The 20,872-nt window shown below is 74.3% G+C and carries 15 protein-coding genes; 8 read left to right on the top strand and 7 right to left on the bottom strand.

Going from position 1 to position 20,872, the window contains the following annotated elements; all coding sequences use genetic code 11:
* Window positions 1-113 precede the first annotated feature (113 nt).
* A complete protein-coding gene (glmU, locus tag KZX45_RS10735) occupies window positions 114-1,730 on the top strand; it encodes a bifunctional UDP-N-acetylglucosamine diphosphorylase/glucosamine-1-phosphate N-acetyltransferase GlmU (RefSeq protein WP_248257725.1) in 1,617 nt (538 codons plus the stop codon).
* Window positions 1,727-2,707: a ribose-phosphate diphosphokinase gene (locus KZX45_RS10730; protein WP_248257724.1), complete on the top strand. Its 981-nt coding sequence runs from the start codon at window positions 1,727-1,729 to the stop codon at window positions 2,705-2,707. Before glmU ends, KZX45_RS10730 begins: the two co-directional genes overlap by 4 nt.
* Window positions 2,708-2,732: 25 nt before the next feature.
* Here KZX45_RS10730 and KZX45_RS10725 read toward each other — a convergent pair whose 3' ends face one another.
* The 3 genes from KZX45_RS10725 to KZX45_RS10715 form a co-directional block, all read right to left on the bottom strand.
* Window positions 2,733-3,434 (bottom strand): dienelactone hydrolase family protein, encoded by a 702-nt coding sequence (locus tag KZX45_RS10725; protein ID WP_248257723.1) that lies wholly within the window; start codon window positions 3,432-3,434, stop codon window positions 2,733-2,735.
* Between the two features lie 155 nt (window positions 3,435-3,589).
* Entirely contained in the window at window positions 3,590-4,981 is a 1,392-nt protein-coding gene (locus KZX45_RS10720) for an O-antigen ligase (protein WP_248257722.1), read from the bottom strand.
* A complete protein-coding gene (locus KZX45_RS10715; RefSeq protein ID WP_248257721.1) occupies window positions 4,959-5,813 on the bottom strand; it encodes a hypothetical protein in 855 nt (284 codons plus the stop codon). Before KZX45_RS10715 ends, KZX45_RS10720 begins: the two co-directional genes overlap by 23 nt.
* A 179-nt stretch (window positions 5,814-5,992) precedes the next feature.
* Here KZX45_RS10715 and KZX45_RS10710 point away from each other — a divergent pair, with 179 nt between their 5' ends.
* Window positions 5,993-6,838, top strand: coding sequence for a glycosyltransferase family A protein (locus KZX45_RS10710; RefSeq protein ID WP_248257720.1), 846 nt, complete (start codon window positions 5,993-5,995; stop codon window positions 6,836-6,838).
* Window positions 6,839-6,901: 63 nt separating this feature from the next.
* Here KZX45_RS10710 and KZX45_RS20260 read toward each other — a convergent pair whose 3' ends face one another.
* Window positions 6,902-8,704 (bottom strand): ABC transporter ATP-binding protein, encoded by a 1,803-nt coding sequence (locus KZX45_RS20260; protein ID WP_248257719.1) that lies wholly within the window; start codon window positions 8,702-8,704, stop codon window positions 6,902-6,904.
* Window positions 8,705-8,930: 226 nt separating this feature from the next.
* Here KZX45_RS20260 and KZX45_RS10700 point away from each other — a divergent pair, with 226 nt between their 5' ends.
* Both KZX45_RS10700 and KZX45_RS10695 read left to right on the top strand, forming a co-directional pair.
* Complete coding sequence (locus tag KZX45_RS10700) at window positions 8,931-11,207, top strand: hypothetical protein (protein WP_248257718.1); 2,277 nt, start codon at window positions 8,931-8,933, stop codon at window positions 11,205-11,207.
* Window positions 11,204-13,102 carry a glycosyltransferase family 2 protein gene (locus KZX45_RS10695; RefSeq protein ID WP_248257717.1) on the top strand — a complete coding sequence of 633 codons (1,899 nt, stop codon included), beginning with the start codon at window positions 11,204-11,206 and terminating at the stop codon, window positions 13,100-13,102. The genes KZX45_RS10700 and KZX45_RS10695 overlap by 4 nt, the downstream gene beginning before the upstream one ends.
* 21 nt (window positions 13,103-13,123) lie before the next feature.
* On the opposite strand, the gene KZX45_RS10690 is transcribed toward KZX45_RS10695, so the two are convergent.
* Window positions 13,124-13,987, bottom strand: coding sequence for a glycosyltransferase family 2 protein (locus KZX45_RS10690; RefSeq protein ID WP_248257716.1), 864 nt, complete (start codon window positions 13,985-13,987; stop codon window positions 13,124-13,126).
* 157 nt (window positions 13,988-14,144) lie between these two features.
* Here KZX45_RS10690 and KZX45_RS10685 point away from each other — a divergent pair, with 157 nt between their 5' ends.
* Both KZX45_RS10685 and KZX45_RS10680 read left to right on the top strand, forming a co-directional pair.
* Window positions 14,145-15,065 carry a hypothetical protein gene (locus KZX45_RS10685; protein WP_248257715.1) on the top strand — a complete coding sequence of 307 codons (921 nt, stop codon included), beginning with the start codon at window positions 14,145-14,147 and terminating at the stop codon, window positions 15,063-15,065.
* Between the two features lie 74 nt (window positions 15,066-15,139).
* Entirely contained in the window at window positions 15,140-16,984 is a 1,845-nt protein-coding gene (locus KZX45_RS10680; RefSeq protein WP_248257714.1) for a class I SAM-dependent methyltransferase, read from the top strand.
* A 4-nt stretch (window positions 16,985-16,988) separates the two neighbouring features.
* Here the strand turns inward: KZX45_RS10680 and KZX45_RS10675 are convergent, their stop codons facing one another.
* On the bottom strand, window positions 16,989-18,293 hold the full coding sequence (locus tag KZX45_RS10675; protein ID WP_248257713.1) for a glycosyltransferase family 4 protein: 1,305 nt from the start codon (window positions 18,291-18,293) through the stop codon (window positions 16,989-16,991).
* A 74-nt stretch (window positions 18,294-18,367) separates the two neighbouring features.
* Window positions 18,368-19,681, bottom strand: a complete 1,314-nt coding sequence (locus KZX45_RS10670; RefSeq protein ID WP_248257712.1) for a nucleotide sugar dehydrogenase — start codon at window positions 19,679-19,681, stop codon at window positions 18,368-18,370.
* A 455-nt stretch (window positions 19,682-20,136) separates the two neighbouring features.
* On the opposite strand from KZX45_RS10670, the gene KZX45_RS10665 reads away from it, so the two are divergent.
* Window positions 20,137-20,781 (top strand): 50S ribosomal protein L25/general stress protein Ctc, encoded by a 645-nt coding sequence (locus KZX45_RS10665; protein WP_248257711.1) that lies wholly within the window; start codon window positions 20,137-20,139, stop codon window positions 20,779-20,781.
* Window positions 20,782-20,872: the final 91 nt, after the last annotated feature.

The raw sequence follows: 20,872 nt of genomic DNA, 5'->3' as shown, positions 1-20,872 counted from the left end.
CGGACCGGTGCGGGACGGACGGCCGGGGCGGGTCCCGCGCTCGCGACGCTAGAGTGACCCCTGCACGACGCCCGGGGCGACTCCGGGCGGTGATCCACTCAGAGGGAGCCGGCGTGAGCCTGACCCGTCCTGCCGCTGTCGTCGTCCTCGCCGCAGGCGAGGGCACCCGGATGAAGTCCCGCACCCCCAAGGTGCTCCACGGCATCGGCGGACGAAGCCTCCTCGGCCACGCCCTCACCGCCGCCCGCGGGGTGGACCCGCAGCGGCTCGCCGTCGTCGTCCGGCACGAGCGCGACGCCGTCGCCGCCCACGCCGTCGAGCTCGACCGCGACGTCCTCGTCGTCGACCAGGACGAGGTCCCCGGCACCGGCCGCGCCGTGCAGTGCGCCCTCGGCGCGCTCGACGCCGCCGCGCACGCCGCGTCGCTGGTCCACGCCGAGCCCGGCCACGCCGGGGAGTCCGCCGCCCCGGTGCTCGAGGGCGCCGTCGTCGTCATGGCCGGCGACACCCCGCTGCTCGACGCCGGCACGCTCACCGAGCTGCTGCGCGCCCACGCCGAGGACGGCAACGCCGTCACCGTGCTGACCACCACCGTGGACAACCCCTACGGGTACGGCCGCGTCCTGCGCGAGGGCGGCGCCGTCGTCGGCGTCGTCGAGGAGCGCGACGCGACGCCGGAGCAGCGGGAGATCCGCGAGATCAACACCTCCACCTACGTCTTCGACGCGGCCGTGCTGCGCGAGGCGCTGGGCGCCGTCGGGCAGGACAACGACCAGGGCGAGGTCTACCTCACCGACGTCGTGGCGCTGGCCCACCGGCAGGGGCTGAGCGTGCGCGCCATCTCCGTGGACGACTCCTGGCTCGTCGAGGGCGTCAACGACCGCGCGCAGCTGGCCGCGCTCGGCGCCGAGCTCAACCGCCGCACCGTCGAGAGCTGGATGCGCGAGGGCGTCACCGTGGTCGACCCGGCCACCACCTGGATCGACGTCGACGTCGAGCTCGCCCGTGACGTCACGGTGCTGCCCGGTACCCAGCTCCACGGCGCCACCCGGGTGGGGGAGGGCTCGACCGTCGGCCCGGACACCACGCTCACCGACGTCACCGTCGGCGCGGGCGTGAGCGTGGTCCGCACGCACGGCTCCGAGGCGGTCCTCGACGACGGCGCCACCGTCGGCCCGTTCGCCTACCTGCGCCCCGGCACCCACCTCGGCCCGAAGGGCAAGATCGGCACCTTCGTCGAGACCAAGAACGCCCAGATCGGTGCCGGCTCGAAGGTGCCGCACCTGACCTACGTCGGCGACGCGGAGATCGGGGAGGGCACCAACATCGGCGCCTCCTCCGTGTTCGTCAACTACGACGGCGTGAGCAAGCACCGCACCGTCATCGGCTCCCACGCCCGCACCGGCTCGGACAACATGTTCGTCGCCCCCGTCACCGTGGGCGACGGCGCCTACACCGGAGCCGGCACCACCATCCGCGAGGACGTCCCCCCGGGCGCCCTGTCCGTCACCGGCGCCGCCCAGCGCATCATCGAGGGCTGGGTCCTCCGCCGTCGCCCCGGCACGGCCGCCGCCCGCGCCGCCGAGAAGGCGCTCGCCGACGGCGGGGCCGGGCTCTCCGCGCAGGCGCGCGCCGAGCGCGCGCGCACGGCGGGCGGCAGCGCGGGGACCACCACACCCCGGGACCACCAGGCACCCGGCACCACCGACGAAGGGGACACCCAGCGATGACGGGGATCACCACCCACGGCGAGAAGCGGCTCGTCCTGGTCAGCGGCCGGGCCCACCCCGAGCTGGCCAAGGACGTCGCGAGCGAGCTCGACATCGAGCTGCTGCCGACCACGGCCTACGACTTCGCCAACGGTGAGATCTACGTCCGGTTCAACGAGTCGGTGCGCGGGTCGGACGTGTTCGTCCTGCAGTCGCACACCACGCCGATCAACCAGTGGCTCATGGAGCAGCTGATCATGGTGGACGCGCTCAAGCGCGCGTCGGCCAAGCGGATCACCGTGGTCGCGCCCTTCTACCCCTACGCCCGGCAGGACAAGAAGCACCGCGGGCGCGAGCCGATCTCCGCCCGCCTGGTGGCCGACCTGTTCAAGACGGCCGGCGCCGACCGCCTGATGAGCGTGGACCTGCACGCCGCGCAGTCGCAGGGCTTCTTCGACGGCCCGGTGGACCACCTGTGGGCCCAGCCGATCCTCACCGACTACGTCCGCTCCCGCATCGACCCGGCGCGCACCTCCGTCGTCTCCCCGGACGCCGGCCGCATCCGCGTGGCGGAGATGTGGGCGGCGAAGTTCGGCGGCGTGCCGCTGGCGTTCGTGCACAAGACGCGCGACATCAGCCGGCCGAACCAGGCCGTGGCGAACCGCGTCGTCGGTGACGTCGAGGGACGCACCGCCGTCCTCGTCGACGACCTCATCGACACCGGCGGGACCATCGCCGAGGCGGTCAAGGTCGTCCTGGCCGCGGGGGCGTCCGACGTCATCGTCGCCGCCACGCACGGCGTGCTCTCCGACCCGGCGGCGCAGCGCCTGTCCGAGTCCGGCGCCCGCGAGGTCATCGTGACCGACACGCTCCCCATCACCGCGGACAAGCGGTTCCCGGAGCTGACCGTGCTGCCGATCGCCCCGCTCCTCGGGCGCGCCATCCGTGAGGTCTTCGACGACGGTTCGGTCACCTCGCTCTTCGACGGCGTGGCGTAGCCGCCGCGCCGGCGAACCGTCGCACTCACTCCACGGGCAGGCGCCGGTCGAGGAACTCGGTGGTCCGGCGCCACGCGTCCAGCCGCGCCGGCTCGTGGAGGAACATCGGGTGCGGGTTGTCGAACGCGTGCCCGGCGCCCTCGTGGAGGTAGAACTCCACCTCGGGCCCCTCGACGGCCGAGCGGATCTCCTCGATCTTCTCGAGCGGGATGTACGTGTCGGCGGTGCCGAAGTGGTGCAGGCTCGGCGCGGTCACCCGGTCCGCCAGGTGCAGCAGCTGGGGTAGCGCCGAGCCGTAGTACGCGACCAGCACGTCGACGTCCGCGACGGCGGCCACGTTGAACGCCAGCCCGCCGCCGAAGCAGAAGCCCAGGACGCCCACGCCGCCGGAGATCTCCGGGCGGCCCCGCAGGGCGTCGAGGGCCGCGACCGCGTCCGAGACGGCCAGGTCCCAGTCGACCTGCTGGAGCAGCCCGAGGGCCCGGTCCATGAAGTCCGCGCGCGACTCGTCGACCGAGCCGTCCAGCCGCCAGTAGATCTCCGGCGCGAGCACGACGTAGCCCAGCTCGGCGAGCTCCGCCCCGCGGCTCCTGATGTAGTCCGAGACCCCGAAGATCTCCTGCAGCAGCAGAAGGCCCGGGCCGCTTCCCGACGGCGGGAGCCACAGGTGCGCGGGCATGTCGCCGTCCCGGGTGGGGACGGCGACGAGGGAGGTGGTGACGGTCATGGCGGGTGCGTCCTCCTCACGGGCCCGGGACCCCGGTGCCTCGGTAGGAGTCTGCCCGACGACGGGGGCGTGCGCGCCCGCGCCGTGAGCTCCGGCGCTCCGCACACCGGGCGGGCGCCGCGGGGTCGCCAGTGCCGGGCATCCTGCGCCGGTCCCTACCGCCGGGCGACCTCGGCGGCGCGGCGCTGCTCGGCGGGCGGGGTGCGGAACCGTTGGATCGGCTCGGGGATGGCCAGGCCGTTCTCGCGCCCGTCGTGCCACAGCACGCCCGCGATGCCGACGAGCAGGAACAGCACCACCGTGACCTGGGCGAAGCTGAACAGGTCGAACAGCAGCCCGGACACGGCGATGGAGGCGATCGAGGCGGTGACCGCCTGGGCCCGCGAGGCGTCGGAGGGCGAGGCGGCCCGCAGGACCGCGCCCCGGGCGCTCGCCAGCGTCAACGCGAAGAACGCGATGATCGCCACGACGAGCACGAGACCGCCCTCCACGAGCGACATCAGGTACTGGTTGTCGAGGAGGACGTACTCGTCCGGCAGGAACGTGCCGAGCCCTCGCCCGATCCAGGGCGCCTCGGCGAAGTACCTGTCGACGAGCGGGTAGTCCGCGAGCCGGGCGGTGACGCTGTCGTCCTCGGCCGCGCCGAGGAAGAAGCCGGTGATGGTGCCCAGGAGTCCCGGCAGCGTGGCGCGGACCAGGACGAGCGCGCCGAGGCCGACGACGAGGAGGTTGAGCCGCTCGCGCAGCGTGAGGTTCACGGCGTAGACGAGGATCGCCACCACGAGCGTGAGCACCGCCGAGCGCGTCACCGACAGCAGCAGGCCCATGGCCAGGAGGCCGGCGACGAGGAGGGCGAGGCGACGGCGGTGGGCCGTGCTGCCGAAGCGGGCGAAGTGCAGCGCCACGGGGGTCAGAGCGCCGGAGATGACGCCGTACTCGATGGGGTGGGTGGCGGTTCCCTTGACGCGGATGAACCCGCCGCGGTCGCCCATCCCGCCGACCTCGCGGGCGACGAACCCCGGCGGGCGGATGAGCTCGGCCAGGTCGAACGGCACGACGAACTGCGCCAGCGCGACCAGGGTGCTGAGCACCGCGCCGGCCAGTAGGTACGTCAACAGCATGTCCGCCTTGACCGCGTCGCCCAGGGACGCGATGCCCAGCGCCACGACGATGAGCGGGAAGATCACGAGCGCGACGCGGACCGACCCGGCGAACTCGACCCCGGTGAGCGGCCGCAGCTGGGCGGCGGCGAAGGAGACCATCACGCCGAGCAGCAGGATCCAGCAGCCGGCCTCGGCCGGCGAGGTGCGGCGGCCGGCGGCCGGACGTCGGAGCCAGCCCAGGAGGACCGCGCCGGCGATCGCGAAGATGAGCAGGCGGGCGGGCCAGCCGTTGGACGCGAGCGGGCCGGCCAGCACGAGCGCCGAGGGGATCGCCAGCGTCACCAGCGGGAGGAAGGACAGCGCCAGCCACGGGCCGGGGCGAGGGTCGCCCCAGGCGCCCGGGCCGGGCGCGCGGGTCAGCTCACCGAGCCCTGGACGACTCATGGCTCCGTGCGCCCACCGGGTCGTTCGCCGTACCCGGCCCCGGTGTCAGCCGGCCGGTCATGGTCAGCTTCGGTGCGGGCACCGGGGTCGCGGTCGCCGACGCCGGCTGGTCGCCGGGCCCGGGGGCGGGGGCCGGCCCGGAGGCTGGGGCGGCAGGCCCGGGGGCGGGGGCCGGCCCGGGCTGGGCCGCGACGGGTGCCCGGGCGGTGCGCCGCCGTTCGAGGACCATGTCGAGCAGCGTGGCCACAGCGGCCGCGACGCCGAACCCGATGACGACGATGGCGCCGGCAGTGCGGAAGCGGCTCGGGGTGACGTCCTCGACCACGTCGGTCGGCACCGCGGGCGCCAGGTTGTAGCGGGCGCCGTCGGTGGCGCCTGCCTCCGCCTGGAAGGCGTCGAGGATCGTCGCCGCCCGGACCGTCACCTCCTCGAGGATGGCGACCACGGCCTGGGGGGACTCCGCCGTCGCGATCACCTGGATGATCGGGTCGCTGCGCGACGGGTCGGCCTCGATAGTCTGGTTGCGCTCCGGGTCGAGCCCCAGCGTGTCCTCGAAGGAGGCGCTGTTGAGGTTGCGCGCCAGCACGGCGGCCGCGAGGTTCGGGCCGCTGTACGGGTTGGCCTCGTACGGCTCGATGACCTCCCCGGTGACCGGGTCCGGGGGCGGGGGAGGCGGTGCCACGGGCGCGAGGACGGTCACCGACACGGAGGACGAGTACACCGCCGGCACCGACTGGTACGACTGGTAGGCGAGGATCCCGGCGAGCAGCATGACGGGGACCGTCACGTACCAGCGGCGGAAGGTCGCACCAAGAATCGTGAACAGATCCATGAAGTCCTCCAGGGGTCGTGCTGGAAGGCTAGGTGTTCTTCTGGTGTCGCACCGGCGTTTCGGCCGGGGAACAGTCGCGGTCTTCTGGTAGGAGGCGCAATCGACGGATCTGGGCGGCCGGGTCCGGTACGTTCCCACGCATGCGAGGGGCTGACGCCCCCGTCGAGGGAGGACCCGTCATGGCTGCGCTGACCGACGTTCTGATGATCACCTACAACAGCCCGCAGCACGTCCGGGTCTCCTTGCCGCACCTGCTGTCCACGTGCGACGAGCGGACCCGGGTCTGGCTCTGGCACAACGGCGACGACGAGGAGACGCTCGCCGTCACGTCCGAGCTGGCGGAGGACCCCCGCGTGCACCGGTTCCACCACAGCCGGGAGAACGTCAGGCTCACCGCCCCGACGAACTGGCTGTGGACCGAGTCCGACGCGACCTACGTCTCCAAGGTGGACGACGACTGCCTGCCGGCGCACGGGTGGATCGAGCGGCTGCGCGACGCGCACGACGCCAACCCGGAGTTCGGCGCGGTGGGCTGCTGGCGGTTCATGGAGGAGGACTTCCTCCCCGACGTCGCCGGGAAGAAGATCGCCACGTTCAACGGCGGCCACCAGCTGCTGCGCAACCACTGGGTCCAGGGCAGCGGCTACCTCCTGCCGCGGGAGATGGTGACCCGGCAGGGCCCGCTGCGGCAGGGCCAGTCGTTCACCCAGTACTGCCTCGACCTCGCGCGCCGCGGCGCCGTGAACGGCTGGGCGTACCCGTTCATCCGCGAGGACAACCTGGACGACCCTCGGTCGCCCAACACCCTGTTCAAGGACGACGAGGACTTCCGGCGACGCATGCCGCTCACGGCCCAGGCGCTCGGGATCACCTCGGTGGCCGACTGGGCGCGCCAGGAGCACGAGTCCGCCGTCGCCGTACAGAGGGCGTCGCTGGACCTGCGCGAGTACTCCGGCTGGCGCGCGAAGCGGCGCGGCGCGCGCAGGCGCCTGGAGAAGCTCGTCCGGGGGCGCGGGAGCTGGTAGCGGCTGCCGGACCGCCGGCGAGGCACCACTCAGCAGCGGCCCGCGGCGGGGCAGGGCGCCGGCTCAGCTCCCGCTCTGCTGGCGGGTGAGCTCGGTGACCTCGCGATAGAAGCTGTTCGTCGCCATCAGCTCGTGCGGGGGCGCGAACGCCTCGAGCCGGCCGTCGGCCACCACCATGATGCGGTCGCAGAAGGACAGCGTCGAGAGCCGGTGCCCCACCATGAACAGCGTGATGGAGCCCTTGAGCTCGTGCAGCGAGTTCTTCACCAGGGACTCCGAGCGCACGTCGAGCGCGCTCGTGGGCTCGTCGAGGACGAGGATCTCGGGCCGGTCGGCGAGCGCCCGGGCCAGGCAGATCCGCTGGCGCTGGCCGCCCGAGACCGCCGCGGCCCGCTGGCCCACCACCGTGTCGTAGCCGTTCTCCCAGCTCATGATCTCGTCGTGGATCTGGGCCCGGCGCGCGGCCGATTCGATGTCCTCCTGCGTGAGGTGAGGCCGGTAGAACCGGATGTTGTCCGCCACGGTGCCCCAGACGAGCTGCGGCGTCTGCGGCACGTACGCGACGCGTCGCTGCCACTCGTCGCGCCGGAACTCGCGGGCGTCGGTGCCGTTGACCTCGAGGGCGCCGGCGGTGGGGATGCGCAGGCGCAGCAGCAGCTGGACCAGCGAGGACTTGCCGGCGCCTGACGGGCCCGCGATGCCGATGGCCTCGCCCCGCCCCACCGAGAACGTCAGGCCCTTGAGGACCTCCGTGTCCGGGCCGTAGCCGAAGCGCACGCCTCGCATGCCGATGCGTTCGACGACCTCGGGCAGGTGGCGGGGTCCGTCCTGGCGGGGGTTGGCGGTGTAGCGCTCGACGGCGTCGGCGAGGTGGTGCATGAAGGGCACGCGCTCGTCCAGGCCGGTCACCGCCGTCTGCACCTGCTGCCCGTAGGTCAGCGCGCGCAGGAGGATCAGCACGACGGCGGCGAGGCTGGCGATCTCTCCCATGCCGACCAGGGCGATGACGCCGAGGGCGAGGACGAGGAGCAGCAGCGCGATGCTCTGGTACAGCGCCGGCACGCCCTGGGCGAGGAAGCGGGTCCGCAGCATCGGCCGGCGGATCCCGTCGATCCGGTGGTGGAAGGCGTCGAGGTACGAGGGGGAGGCGCCGAAGACCTCCGTCTCCTCCGCCATCAGGACGACCTCCTGGACGCCCTTGGAGTACTCGATGTTCTCCGTGCTGAGCGCGGCGGCGTGCCGGCGCAGGCGCCTGGACACCGGTCGCAGCATCAGGAAGATCCCGGTGGAGACGACGCTGAGCATCACGGCGGCGGGCAGGCTCAGCACGAACGCGGAGACCAGCAGGGTGACGAACACCAGGGCGGCGGAGATGCCGGTGCCGAGGGTGATGATCGCGTAGCTCGTCGCGTTGACGTGCGTGGTCATCAGCGACTGGAACTGCCCGTCGCGCTCCGACGCCTTGACCGGCCAGGCGGCCCGGGTGAAGGAGTCGAAGAGGAGGCGGCGCAGGTTCGCCACGGCGTGGGCCGACATGCTCGCCGGCAGGTAGGCCAGCATCATCTGCAGGGCCCCGCGCACGACCGCCAGCCCCACGCCGGCGGCGAACATGACGTCGAGCGGCTCGCTCAGGCCCACCGGCCCGAGCTTCAGCGTCACGTCGGTCACGCCGTTGCTGAGCGCGCCGGCGATGGCGCCGACGACCGCGAGCAGCGCCGCCTCGGCCACACCGGCGAGCACGGACCCGGCCACGAGGAGGAACATCTTCAGCCGGGAGGTCTGGAAGAACGGCGCGAGGCGCCGCCAGGCCGCGCGGGCCTTGCGGGCGACCGTGATCGGGTTGGAGCGCCCTCTCGGCGGGGGCACATCTGCTTTCGACGGCACAGTGCTCCCTTCGCTCCGTCCGGCCGGGCGGCGGGGCCCGCGCTCGGCAAACGCTAGCCGCGCGGACCGTGCGGCGGGTGCGAATGCGGGCTCTTTCGCACCCGCCGGGAAACCGCGGTCAGGGTGATTCCCCGGGGCGGCAGGGTCGCCCGAAACCGGTCCGGTGAATCCGGACACCGCGCGCGGAGCGCGGCCTACAGTGCGGTCTGTGGAGCTCGCCACGCTGCTGGAGCCCGGCAGCCGGGTCATCGATGTCGGCGCCGACGGCGCCGACGTCGCCGCCGCGCTCGCCGCCGCGGGCCGTGAGCGCTACCTCGGGCTCGTCCCGCCCGCCAGGCTCGACGCCGTCCGGGCCCGGGCCGGGGAGCTCGCGGGCCGGTTCGTCGCCCTCGAGCCCGCCCTCGTGGCGCGGAGCAGCGCGGACGTCGTCATCCTGCGGGCCGACCTCGCGCCCTACCTCTGGACCTTCCGGGACCTGAGCCACGCCCGTCTGGTCGCCGTGGAGCGGCGGGCCGGTCTCCGCGCCGTGGAGGCGCGGCTGGCGGAGCTGCTGCCGCGGCTGCGCGGCCGGGCCACCCCGCGCGGCCGGTTCACGTGCGGCGGGCGGCAGTTCGACGTCCTCGAGCTCGCCGGCGCCCGCCGGCGCCGGGCGCGCCGCTATCTCTCCCCGTACTGGGGCGTGCCGGGGCTCGTCGAGCGGCTCCAGGAGCGCGGCGTGCGGTACGCCGCCCTGCGGTGGTTCGAGAACCTGCCGGAGCTCGAGCCGGGGGAGGACCTGGACCTGCTGGTCGCGGACGAGGACCTGGCCGCCGTGGAGGCCCTCCTCGACGAGGAGCCCGGGACCATCCCGGTGGACCTGTACAGCGAGTCCGGCCAGACCGGGACGGACTACCACGGCATGGCCTACTACCCGCCCGCGCTGGCCCGCCAGCTCCTCGGCCGTGCGGTGCTGCACCCGAGCGGCTGCCGCGTGCCCGCCCCCCTCGACCACCTGCACTCGCTCGCCTACCACGCCGTGTACCACAAGGGCCCGAGCTCGGGACTGGCCTCGCGGGGCACGTCCTGGCGCGAGCCCGACCCCGAGCACGACTACACCGCGGTGCTCGAGGACCTCGCCGGCCGCCTCGGGGTGGCGCTGGAGCCGACCCTCGAGGGCGTGGACGAGTACCTCACGACCGTGGGCTGGCAGCCGCCGCCGGACACCCTGCGGCGCCTCGCCGCGACCAACCCGTGGATCCGCCCGCCGGACCTGGACGCCGCCGAGGTCCCGGAGCCGTCGGTGTTCCTCGTGCGCGAGCGGACCCTGGACGTCCTGACCATGGACGACGTGCGCCGGGTGCTCGGCACCCTCGGCTTCGAGATCGTGCTCGAGCGGGTGCTCGACGACGACGCGCGCCGGCGGTGCGCCGAGTCCATGCGTGGCGGCAACTGGAGCCGCGGCCCGTTCCCGCGCTCGGGAGGCGGGCCCGCCGTCGCCGTCGTCGTGCTCCACCACGGCCCCCGGCGACCGGGTCCCGCGCTGCGCGAGCAGTACCCGTGGCTGTCCAACACCGACGTGTACCTGGCGAAGACGCGGATCCGTGACCTCGTCGCCGCCCGGGTGGTCGACGGCGAGCGCTTCAACCCCGTGCACTCCTCGGACAACGAGCCGGAGGCGTGGGAGTACGTCGAGCTGGCGGTCCCGGACGAGGCCGAGGCGCTCAGGGCCGAGGTCCGCCGCCGGCGCGAGGAGTACGCCACGGACGCCCCGGTCGTCGCCGTGCTGAGCCGCGGCCGCCGCGCCAAGGTGGAGGTCGTCGAGCACGACGGCGGGCTCGCCGTCCGCAAGACCTTCGCCCGCCCGGCGCGGGCGCACCAGGAGCGCGAGCTGCACGGGCTGCGCGAGCTCGCCCCCCACGTGCCCGTGCCCGCGCTGCTCGCGACCGGCCCGAACTGGCTCCTCACGAGCTTCCACCCGAACCGGCTGAACATCGGGGACCGACCCGGCGGCCGCCTGGTCCCCCTGCGGGCCGCGCGCGGGATGGTCGACGTCCTGCGGCGCGTCCACGCCCGCGGGTACGACCTCATCGACGCCAAGCCGCAGAACTTCCTCCTCGACCCGGACGGGCTGCGGCTGATCGACCTCGAGTTCCTCCACCGGTACGACGGCGAGCCGCCCGAGTTCACGCACCTGTACGGGTTCGTGGGCGTGCCGGAGGACTTCGACGGCGATCTGCCGTTCGTCGACGACCTCTCCTACGACCTGCGCTGGCTCCCGTACGTCGGCCTGCCGATGGAGGCGCTCCTCCACGACCCGGCCTGGCTGCAGCATCTGCGACGGGGCGCGTTCAGACTGACCCGGACGGTCACCGGCTCGAGCGAGCCCGTCCGCCGCGTCGGGCGGGTCGGGCTCCGGGCGGCGCGCAGGGGCCGGCGCACCGCGGCGACGGCGTACCGCGCCTGGGCGCGCAGCCGCGTCCCCAGCACGGTCGGCGGCACGCGATGAGCGGCCCGCCGAGACCCGCCGTCATCGTCCCGGCCCACAACGAGGAGGCGGTCGTCGCGGACGGGCTCCGCGCCCTGCTCGCGGACGCCGACCCGGGTGAGCTCGACGTGGTCGTCGCCTGCAACGGGTGCACGGACGCCACGGCGGACCGGGCCAGGGAGGCGGCGGCCGCGCTCGGGCACGACGTCACCGTGCTGGCGCTCGCGGAGGCCTCCAAGATCGCCGCCATCCGCGCCGCGGAGGAGATCGCCCCGGGCTTCCCGCGCATCTACCTCGACGCCGACGTGCGCTGCCCCACGGCGACCGCCCGGGCGATGATCGCGGCCGTGCGGGACGGGGCGGCCGTGGCCGTACCCCGCCGCGTGCTCGACACCGCGTCCGCCGGCCCGGCCGCCCGGGCCTACTACGAGGGCTGGGCGTCCCTGCCCTGGGTGCAGGAGCAGCTCGCCGGCCGGGGCGCCTACACGCTCGGCCGGGAGGCGCGCGACACCTTCGGCGCCTTCCCGGAGGGCATCGCCGACGACCGCTTCGCCACCACCCGGGTGCGCCGCGAGCGGGCGGTGATCGTGCCGGAGCCGGTCGTGGTGCGCCCGCCCGGCCGCGTGCGCGAGGTGCTCAAGGTCCGCCGCCGGGTCTACGCCGCCAACCAGCTGGTGGACGGCCCGGCGCACGACGCCGGCCGGTCCGAGCGGATCGCCGGTCTCGCCCGCGCGGTCCTGGCGCGTCCGGCGTTGTTGCCCGCTCTCGCCACCTTCAGCGTGGTGACCGCCGTCGCCAAGGTCTCCGCGGGCATCGCGGTGCGCCGCGGCACGGTCACCTGGGGCCGGGACGACCGGCGTGGAGGCGCGTCGCCGTCGCCCCCGCCGGCGCCGGCGGCGTCAGCCCCGCCCGTCACCTCGGGCTCGCCGGCCGCCTCGCGCCCGCCGGCCGCCTCGCGCCCGCCGTCCGTCCCGGCCGCCCCGGTCGACGTCGTCGTGCTGACCTACCGCAGCGCCGGCTACGTGCGCGAGTGCCTCGAGGCCCTGGACGCCGCGCTGACCCGCGTCCCGGGGGCGCGCATCATCGTGGTCGACAACGGCTCGGGCGACGACCTCGTCGCGGCGGTGGACGGCGTGTCCGACCGGCTGGAGCTCGTGCTGCGCGACGTCAACGACGGCTTCGCGGCGGGCTGCCACGCGGGCGCCGCGCGCTCGGACGCCCGCCGGCTGCTGTTCGTCAACCCCGACGCCGTGGTGGACCCCGGCGCGGTGGCGGCGCTGCTCGCCTGTGCGGAGCGGCACCCGGTGGCGGGCATCGTCGGCGGCCGCTCGGTGACCGACCGGGGCGGCACCGACGCGCGGTCCTGGTTCGGCCGGCCGACGCTGTGGTCCGCCGTCTGCTTCGCGACGGGCCTGTCGAGCGTCTTCCCCGGATCCCGGCTGCTCGACCCCGAGTCCTCCGACCGCTGGCGGGGCGAGGCGCGGGAGGTCGCCGTGGTCAGCGGCGGGCTGATGCTGGTGGAGCGGCACGTGTGGGACGCCCTGGACGGGTTCGACCGCGACTTCTTCCTCTACGGCGAGGACGCGGACCTGAGCCTGCGCGCCCGCCGCTCCGGCTGGGCACCGCGCGTGTGCCCGGAGGCGCGGTTCCGCCACCGGGTCGGCGCGTCGTCGGCCGGGTCGAACCGGCTGCCCCTGGTGCTGCGCGGGCGGGTGACGACGTACCGCAAGAACCTGCCGCGGCCGTGGGGCCGGGTCGCGGGCGAGCTGCTCGTGGCCGGCACCGGGCTGCGGGCGCTCGCCGCCGGGCTGCGCCGCCCCGGCGGCCGCCCCGCCATGGGGGTGGACGCGTGGCGGGACGCCTGGCGTCGTCGGGCGCAGTGGCGCCACGGCTGGCAGGCGGGGGAGCGCCCCTGACCGGGTCCGGTCAGGATCCGGTCAGAGGTACAGCACCCGGAAGCGCCAGCTGCCCCGCACCCGTCCGGCCGCGCCGGCCGCCTGCTCCACCCAGCGCCACCGCCGCGCCGGGGACACCGCGGCGGCCGGGGCGCCCAGCACGAGACCGGCCCAGCGCACCGCCACGCCCGCCAGCCGGGGGCGCGGCATCCCGCGGGGGCCGTAGTCGCGGTAGAGCCGACCGCGCGAGATCCCGGTGCGGAACGCCTTGACCGCCACCGAGCGCAGGGTGTGCCGGTGCCGGTAGTGCACCACCGCGTCCGGCGCGTAGGCGAGCCGGTGGCCGGCCAGCTGGAGCCGCCAGCAGAACTCCGTGTCCGGCCCCCCGTAGTCGTAGTCCGGGGCGAACCCGCCGACGTCGTCGAAGACCTGGCGGCGCACGCCCAGGTTCGCGGTGATCGCCCGCGGCAGGAACCCGGCCACCACCGGCAGGTGGTCCGGGTGCCGCGGCATGTACGGCGCCTGGCCGGTCGTGAGCTTGTCGTTCTCGATGGCCCCGCCCACGGCGTCGGAGGTGCGCAGCGCGGCCACCATCGCGCGCACCCAGCCCGGCGCGACCTCGTCGTCCGCGTCGCAGAAGAGCAGCAGCTCGGACGACGACGCCGCCGCCCCGGCGTTGCGGGCGGCGCTGGTCCCGGGCCGGGCGCACGCGATCGTGCGCAGCCCGGGCACCCGGCCCTCGTAGGACCGGCAGACCTCGAGCGTGCCGTCGGTCGAGCCGTTGTCGACGACGACGACCTCCCACGGCACGTCGACGTCCTGGCGGGCGAGCGCCTCCAGCTGCGCCGGGAGCGTCCCGGCGGCGTTCAGCGCCGGGATGACGACGCTCACGACGGTGTGGCTCATCCTCCGAAGGGTAGCCACGCCCGCCCGCCCGGACAGGCGATCGGCGGTCCGCGCGCACCGGCGCCGGCCGCCGGCCGGGGAGCACCCCGAACCGAGGTCAGGACGGCCCGCCCGACCCTACGCTGGACGATCAGGAACAACGTCCGAGTGGAGCCTCATGTCCGCAACGTCGAGCGCCCCGCCCCGCAGACGGCCGCGCGCGTGGGTGACTCTCCTGGCCGTCGTCGCGGCCGTCCTCTCCCTGGTGGTCGGGTGCTCCGACGAGCCGCCGGAGCCCGCGCCCACCGAGCCCCCCACGGCCGCGCCGTCGCCGACGCCGTCCCCGACGCCCCCGCCGCCGCAGCTGACCGACTTCCCCGACGAGACGAGCACCGGCGTGCCCGCGGGAACGAGCCTGGAGCGGAGCGAGAAGCTCAAGATCACCGAGGACGGGACCGTGATCGACGGTCTCGAGATCTTCGGCCACGTGGTCGTCGAGGCCGACGACGTCGTCATCCGCAACTCCCGCGTCGTGATGACCTCGGGCAAGATCGCCATCCGCGTGGAGGGCGACAACTTCCTCATGGAGGACAGCGAGATCGACGGGCAGGGCCGCGCGAACCCGGCCGTCGCCTTCAACGGCTACACGCTGCGCCGCGTGCGGATCTACAACGTCGCCGAGGGTCCGCGGGTCGCGGGCGACGATGTCACGATCGAGGACTCCTACATTCACGACGTCGTCCAGCGGGGCGACAACCACACCGACGTCATCCAGGTCATGAAGGGTGACAACATCGTGGTGCGCGGCAACAACCTGCAGGCGTTCAACCCGAAGACCGGCAGCTACGGCAACGCCGCCTTCATGTTCGGTGAGGACTCCGGGCCGGTCTCGAACTGCCTCGTCGAGGGCAACCTGCTGAACGGCGGCAACTACACGGTCAACGGCGGCGGCAGCGGGACTGAGGGCGCGGCCTGCGAGTTCCGCGACAACGCGTTCCAGACCGACAGCCGCTACGGCGCCGCCGCGAACCTCGGGCCGAACGTGGTCTGGGACGACTCCAACGTCGAGCTGGGCACCTGGAGGCCGGCGCGCGGGTGACCCGCCGGCAGGACCCCCGGGCGGGGGCTCCGATCCGGTCCGGGGCCGCGGCGTCCTGGGTACTGTGAGCGGCCATGGCCGACAAGGACGCGCCCGCCCTGCGGTGCCCGTGCGGCGGCCGGTGGAGCCCGGCGGCCCGGGACCCCGTGTGCCCGGCGTGCGGGCGCCGGTGGGGTGACGAGGTGGGCATCCTCCGTCTCGCCGAGGGGGACGAGCCCTGGCACGACGTCCCCGCGTACGTGCGGGACGCCGCGCTGCGCGCCGCCGGCCCGGACGCCCTCGTCGCGGAGATGGTCGACGGCGACGAGCCGTGGCCGGGCGACGTCCTGCGCCGGCTGCTCCACCCGGCCGGCGGGGCCGCCGCGACGCTGGTGCCGCTCACGCCCGGCTCGGCCGTCCTCGACCTCGGCACCGGGTGGAGCACCCTCGCCCGTGCCCTGAGCACCTTCGGCGCCGAGGTGACCAGCGCCGACTGGGTCTACGCCCGGCTGCGTCTCGAGGCGCTGATGAACGACGCGCCCGCGGGCCGCGCGCTGCACCTCGACCTCGGTCGCCCGCTGCCGTGGCCCGACGAGACCTTCGACGCGGTCTTCGTCGACACCGCCGAGGTCCGCAGCCTCCTCGGCGATCGTTCGGACGCGGACGCGGTCCTCGGTGGCGTGCTGACCGAGGTGCGCCGGGTGCTCGCGGCCGACGGCGTAGCGGTGGTTCGCACGCACAACCCCCTGTCGGACCTTGCCGGTCCACGCGGTCTCGCGGCCCGGCGGCGGACGCGTGCCCGGGAGCTGTGGGCCGCCCTCCGGTCGCCGTGGGGCGACACGGCCCTGCGAGCGGCGGGGCTCCGCACGGCACGGGTGATCGTCGCCCTGCCCACGCGGGAGGCGTGGCGGTGGTTGGTGCCCCAGGAGCGACTCAGGGAGCACCTGCGGGCGCACCTCCAGCCGTCGTCCCCGAGGCGACGGGCGGTGCGGCTGGCGGCGGCGGCGGGTGGCGCCCCCTGGCTGGCGCGCGACTACTTCCTCCTGGCGCGCCGGACAGCCGCGGGAGCCAGGCCACGGACCCTCGGCGAGGTGCTGGCCGGCACGAGCGAGCAGCCCGCGCCGGTGACGATGGCGCTGAGCGACGCCCGGGTGGCGGTGCACGGGGCCCGGGACTTCCTGAAGGTGCCGCTCTCCGCGGAGCAGCAGGAGGCGGTCGCCGCCGAGGTGCGCAAGACGCACCAGGCGGCCGGCACGGCGCTGGGTGCCTTCACGCTGGACGGCGCGCGCGTGGAGCGCTGGGGAGCGGTGGCCTACGCCGTGTACCCGGTGGTGACGCCTCGTCCGTCCGCCGACCTGCACGCCGCACGGGCGGCGCTCCAGGAGGTCCTCCGGGAGGTCGGTGGCGGGGAGGACGCGCTCCTGCGCGAGACGGTGTTCTGGGCGCGGCTCGTCTCGCCACGGGGCGAGGCCGACGCCGCCGGCGCCCGCGCCCGGGCGGTGCGCGAGCACGTGCTGGCCACGTGCGCCGACGCGACCGTCCCGGTCGGGCCCACCCATGGCGACCTCCACGCCGGCAACGTCCTGCTCCCCGTCACGGGCGGCCCGCGGCTCGTCGACTGGAACCGGTTCGAGGCGAACAACCCGCTGCTGCTCGACGGCGTGTTCGCCGCGGCCGAGGAGTTCCGGGCCGCGTACCGCGGGACGTTCGCCGAGGCGCTGCTCGCGTTCGTCGACGGCACCACGGACGGCCTGACCGCGGGGCGGGCCCGCGCGCTCCTGGGCGATCTCCGTCCGCTCGAGGCGGCCGCGATCGTCTACCTCGACCGCGTCATGACCTACGGGCAGCCGCGGCGCCGCTACCGGCCGTGGACCCTGCCGCCGCTCCAGCGGGCGGGCGAGGCCCTCGAGGCCAGGCTCGCCCCGCCGCGCGAGGGGTAGGCGCTCAGGCGCTCCGCTCCTCGACGACCCCTGCGAGAGGCCGCTGGTGCAGCAGGTCGGGCTGCCGCTGCCGTCGGTCGATGCGTAGCGGGATCGCCGGCACCGGCGCAGGCACAGGGACGGGGCTGGCGGGACGACCCAACGCCCGGTCGTAGGCGGCGAGCAGGTGCGGGACGGAGTGCTCCCACGAGAGCCGGCTCATGAAGCGGTGACGACCGATCTCGCCCATGTCGGCGCGCAGCCAGGGGTCGTCGAGCAGCTCGGCGATGCAGTCGGCCAGGGACCCCGCGTCGTTAGGGCGGGCGTACAGGCTCGAATCGCCGGCGGAGACCCGGCCCTCCGTCAGGTCGAACTGCACGACGGCCTTCCCGAGCGCCATGTACTCCATGATCTTGTTCATCGTGGAGATGTCGTTCATCTCGTTGGCCTCGTCGGGGTTTACGCACACGTCAGCCGTGGCCAGGAGGGTGGCGAGGTCCTCGTCGCTGATCCGCCCGAGGAACGTCACGTTGTCCTGCAGGCCGAGCTCGTCGACGCGGGCCACGAGGCGGGCGAACTCCGGCCCGGATCCGGCCAGTGAGAACTGGATGTCCCGCCGTCCCCGCCGGTTCACGAGGAGGTCCGCGGCGTCGAGGAGGTAGTCGATGCCCTCCTGGATCCCCATCACGCCGACGTAGGCGACGAGATGACGTTTGCCGCGCCGCACCGCCGGATCCTCCCGGGCGGACGCGAACCGGCTGACGGTCGGGGCGGACCGGACCACGAACACGTCCTCGGGCGCCATGCCGCCCCGCTCGACGGCGATCCGCCGGTAGCTCTCGTTGGTGGCGATCGACACCTCGGCAGTCGAGAACGTCCACCGCTCCAGGCGCTCCATGAGCCGGACCAGGAAGCTGCCCGGCCGCCGACCCTTGGCCATCATCAGCTCGGGGCACGCGTCGTGGTGGTCGAAGACGAACCGGGTGCCGGAGAGGAGCCGGAAGGGCTGGGCCACCAGGAAGAGCAGGTCCGGCGGGTTGCAGGCCTGGATGAGGTCCAGGCGCCCGGCCCGGTGCACCTTCAGCGCCAGGGCCAGCTGGGCGGCCAGCGCGAGCGGGTACTCGAGCAGGTACCCCGCCGCGCGCCGCGCCTCGAAGGGGCTCGCGTACCGGTAGATGTTCACGCCCTCGAGCACCTCGTGGGCCGCCGGGTGCTGCGCCGATCGCGGGCAGATGATGTTGACGTCGTAGCCGGCGTCGCGGAGCGTGCGCGCCTCCTGCCACACCCGCTTGTCGAACGGCACCGCCAGGTTCTCCACAAGGATCAGCACGCGCGGAGGGAGCTCGGCGTCCTGCCGCGGGCGGCGAACCCGGAGCAGATCGGGCACGTGACCACGACGCGGGCTCACCACGTCAGCCCCACGTAGTTCGTCGCCCCGTTGTGCGGGCGCGCGACGCCGCACAGGTCGAGCACGGTCTGCTCGGCCCGGGACTCGTCGGCGACCCGCGAGTAGGCGGGGTTGTTCTGCGTCACGACGATCACCTCTGCCTCGCCGGTGACCCGGTCGAAGTCGTCGTCGAGATGCTCGGCGATGTGGGGCAGGACGCTGAGGACGTACGCGCGGTTGGCGCCGATGAGCTTGCGGAGGTTGACGTGCTCGTCGTGGATGCGCACGTCGTAGCCCTTGCCGAGCAGGCGCTCGGCGAGCTCCAGCGACGGGCTCTCCCGCAGGTCGTCGGTGCCCGCCTTGAAGGCGAGCCCGAGGATGGCCACCCGCTTCGCGCCGACCGCCTCGATCTTCCCGAGCGCGAGGTCGAGGTGCGCCCGGTTGCTCGGCAGGATCGACTCGAGCACGGGCACGCTCGCCCCGTTGCGGCGGGCGCGGTAGGTCAGCGTGCGGAGGTCCTTCGGCAGGCACGAGCCGCCGAAGGCGAACCCCGGGGTGAGGTAGCGGCTGGAGATGTTCAGCCGGGTGTCGGACTTGAAGATCGCCATCACGGCGTGGCTGTCGACCCCGTGGGCCTCCGCGACGCGCCCGATCTCGTTGGCGAACGCGACCTTCAGGGCGTGCCAGGCGTTGTCGGAGAACTTCACCATCTCGGCGACGGCGACGGACGTGCGGGTGACGTCGCCCGCGAACGGCCGGTAGAGGGACGCCGCCACCTTGGCCGAGCGGTCGTCGTCGGCCCCGACGACCGTCTTGGGAGGGGAGAGGAAGTCGGCGACGGCGGTGCCCTCACGCAGGAACTCGGGAGAGAACGCCACCCCGAAGTCCTGCCCGGCGCGCTTGCCGGAGGTCTGCTCGAGCAGCGGCACGAGGTCGCGCTCCACCGTTCCGGGAGGGACCGTCGAGGTGATGAGGACGAGGCGCCAGGTGTCGTCGTCGGCCATCGCGGCACCGATGTTGCCGATGACCTTGAACACGTCGTCGAGGTGAACGTCGCCGTTCCGGCCCGACGGCGTCCCGACGGTGACGAGGATGACGTCCGAGGAGGCCACCGTCCCCGGGCCGTCAGTGGTCGCGCTGAGTCTTCCGCGGTCGACGTTGTTCTCGACGAGCTCGCTCAGCCCGAGCTCGCTGACCGGGCTCACGCCGCTGTTGATCTGCTCCACCTTGATGGTGCTGACGTCCACACCCACGACCGTGTGGCCGCTCTCCGCGAGGCAGGCGGCCGTGACGGTGCCCACGTAGCCCAGACCGACGATCCCGACTCTCATGGCGTTCTCTCCCCCTGGTTCCCGGCTGCTGCCGGTCTCGGTGGCCCGTTCTCAGTCCGTTCATCAGAGCGTCAGCGCTCCGTTCACACAGGCCCGCGGGGGGCGAACACGAGATGAACGCCCGGGGTGGTACCCAGGGTGACGGACCACGCGAGGGGAGTGAGGGGGGTGCCGCCAGGAGGTCTAAGGGGGGCGCCCGGTGCGCGACGAGTGCGGGATGCGTCGTGGGGCCGGGCTGTCGCTCGACCGGAGTTGTGGCTAAGATGCTCAGGTTGCCTCGGCGAGGGACGCCGGACGGGCCCAGGTGGCCCGGCACGGGTGGCGCGCGTGTCCGACGCGTGCGACGCCCCCGGTTTCCGTGATCGACGCGGTGGTGCCCAGTCGCGCCGTCCGTACGACGTCCCACGCTGAGGCCCACCGCCCACTGAGAAGCACCGTCCCCCAAGGAGAACACCGTGGCCGACACCGCCAAGCTGACCGCTACCCCGCGCACCGAGTTCGGCAAGGGTGCCGCCCGCCGCACCCGCCGCGCCGGCCTGATCCCCGCCGTCCTGTACGGCCACGGCGCCGAGCCGCAGCACCTCGCGCTGCCCTCGCACGACACCTTCCTCGCGGTGAAGAACCACGCGAACGCGCTGGTCACCCTCGACATCGAGGGCAAGGAGCAGACCGCGCTCGTCAAGGACATCCAGCGCGACCCGGTCAAGCGCCACATCGAGCACCTGGACCTCGTCATCGTGCGCGCGGGCGAGCGCGTCACCGTCGAGGTGCCCGTGCACATCGAGGGCGAGTCGGCCCCCGGCACCATCCACCAGATCGAGCTCCAGACCCTCACGGTCACGGTGCCGGCGACCCGCATCCCGGACGTCGTCACGATCTCGATCGACGGGCTGGAGGACGGCACGATCGTCCGCGTCGCCGACATCCCGCGCCCGGCCGACGCCTCCATCGAGGACGACGCCGAGTCCGTCGTCGTCGTGATCTCCGTCCCGCGCGCCTCCGCCGAGGACCTCGAGGCGGACGAGGCGGCCGCCGAGGCCGGTGCCACCGCCGGCGCCGAGGGCGGCTCCGCGCCGGCCGAGGAGTCCCAGGAGGGCTGACCTCCCGCAGCACCCAGTCGCGGCCCCGCCCCCCCGGGGCGGGGGGCGCCGCGGGGGGGGGGGCCCCGGGGGGCGCTGGGGGCCGGGGGCG

Origin of the sequence: Georgenia sp. EYE_87 (genome assembly GCF_023148685.1) — a bacterium.
Taxonomy (GTDB): Bacteria; Actinomycetota; Actinomycetes; order Actinomycetales; family Actinomycetaceae; genus Georgenia.
Note: the sequence above shows the minus strand (reverse complement) of the source record. Positions and strands in the feature narration are given on the sequence as shown.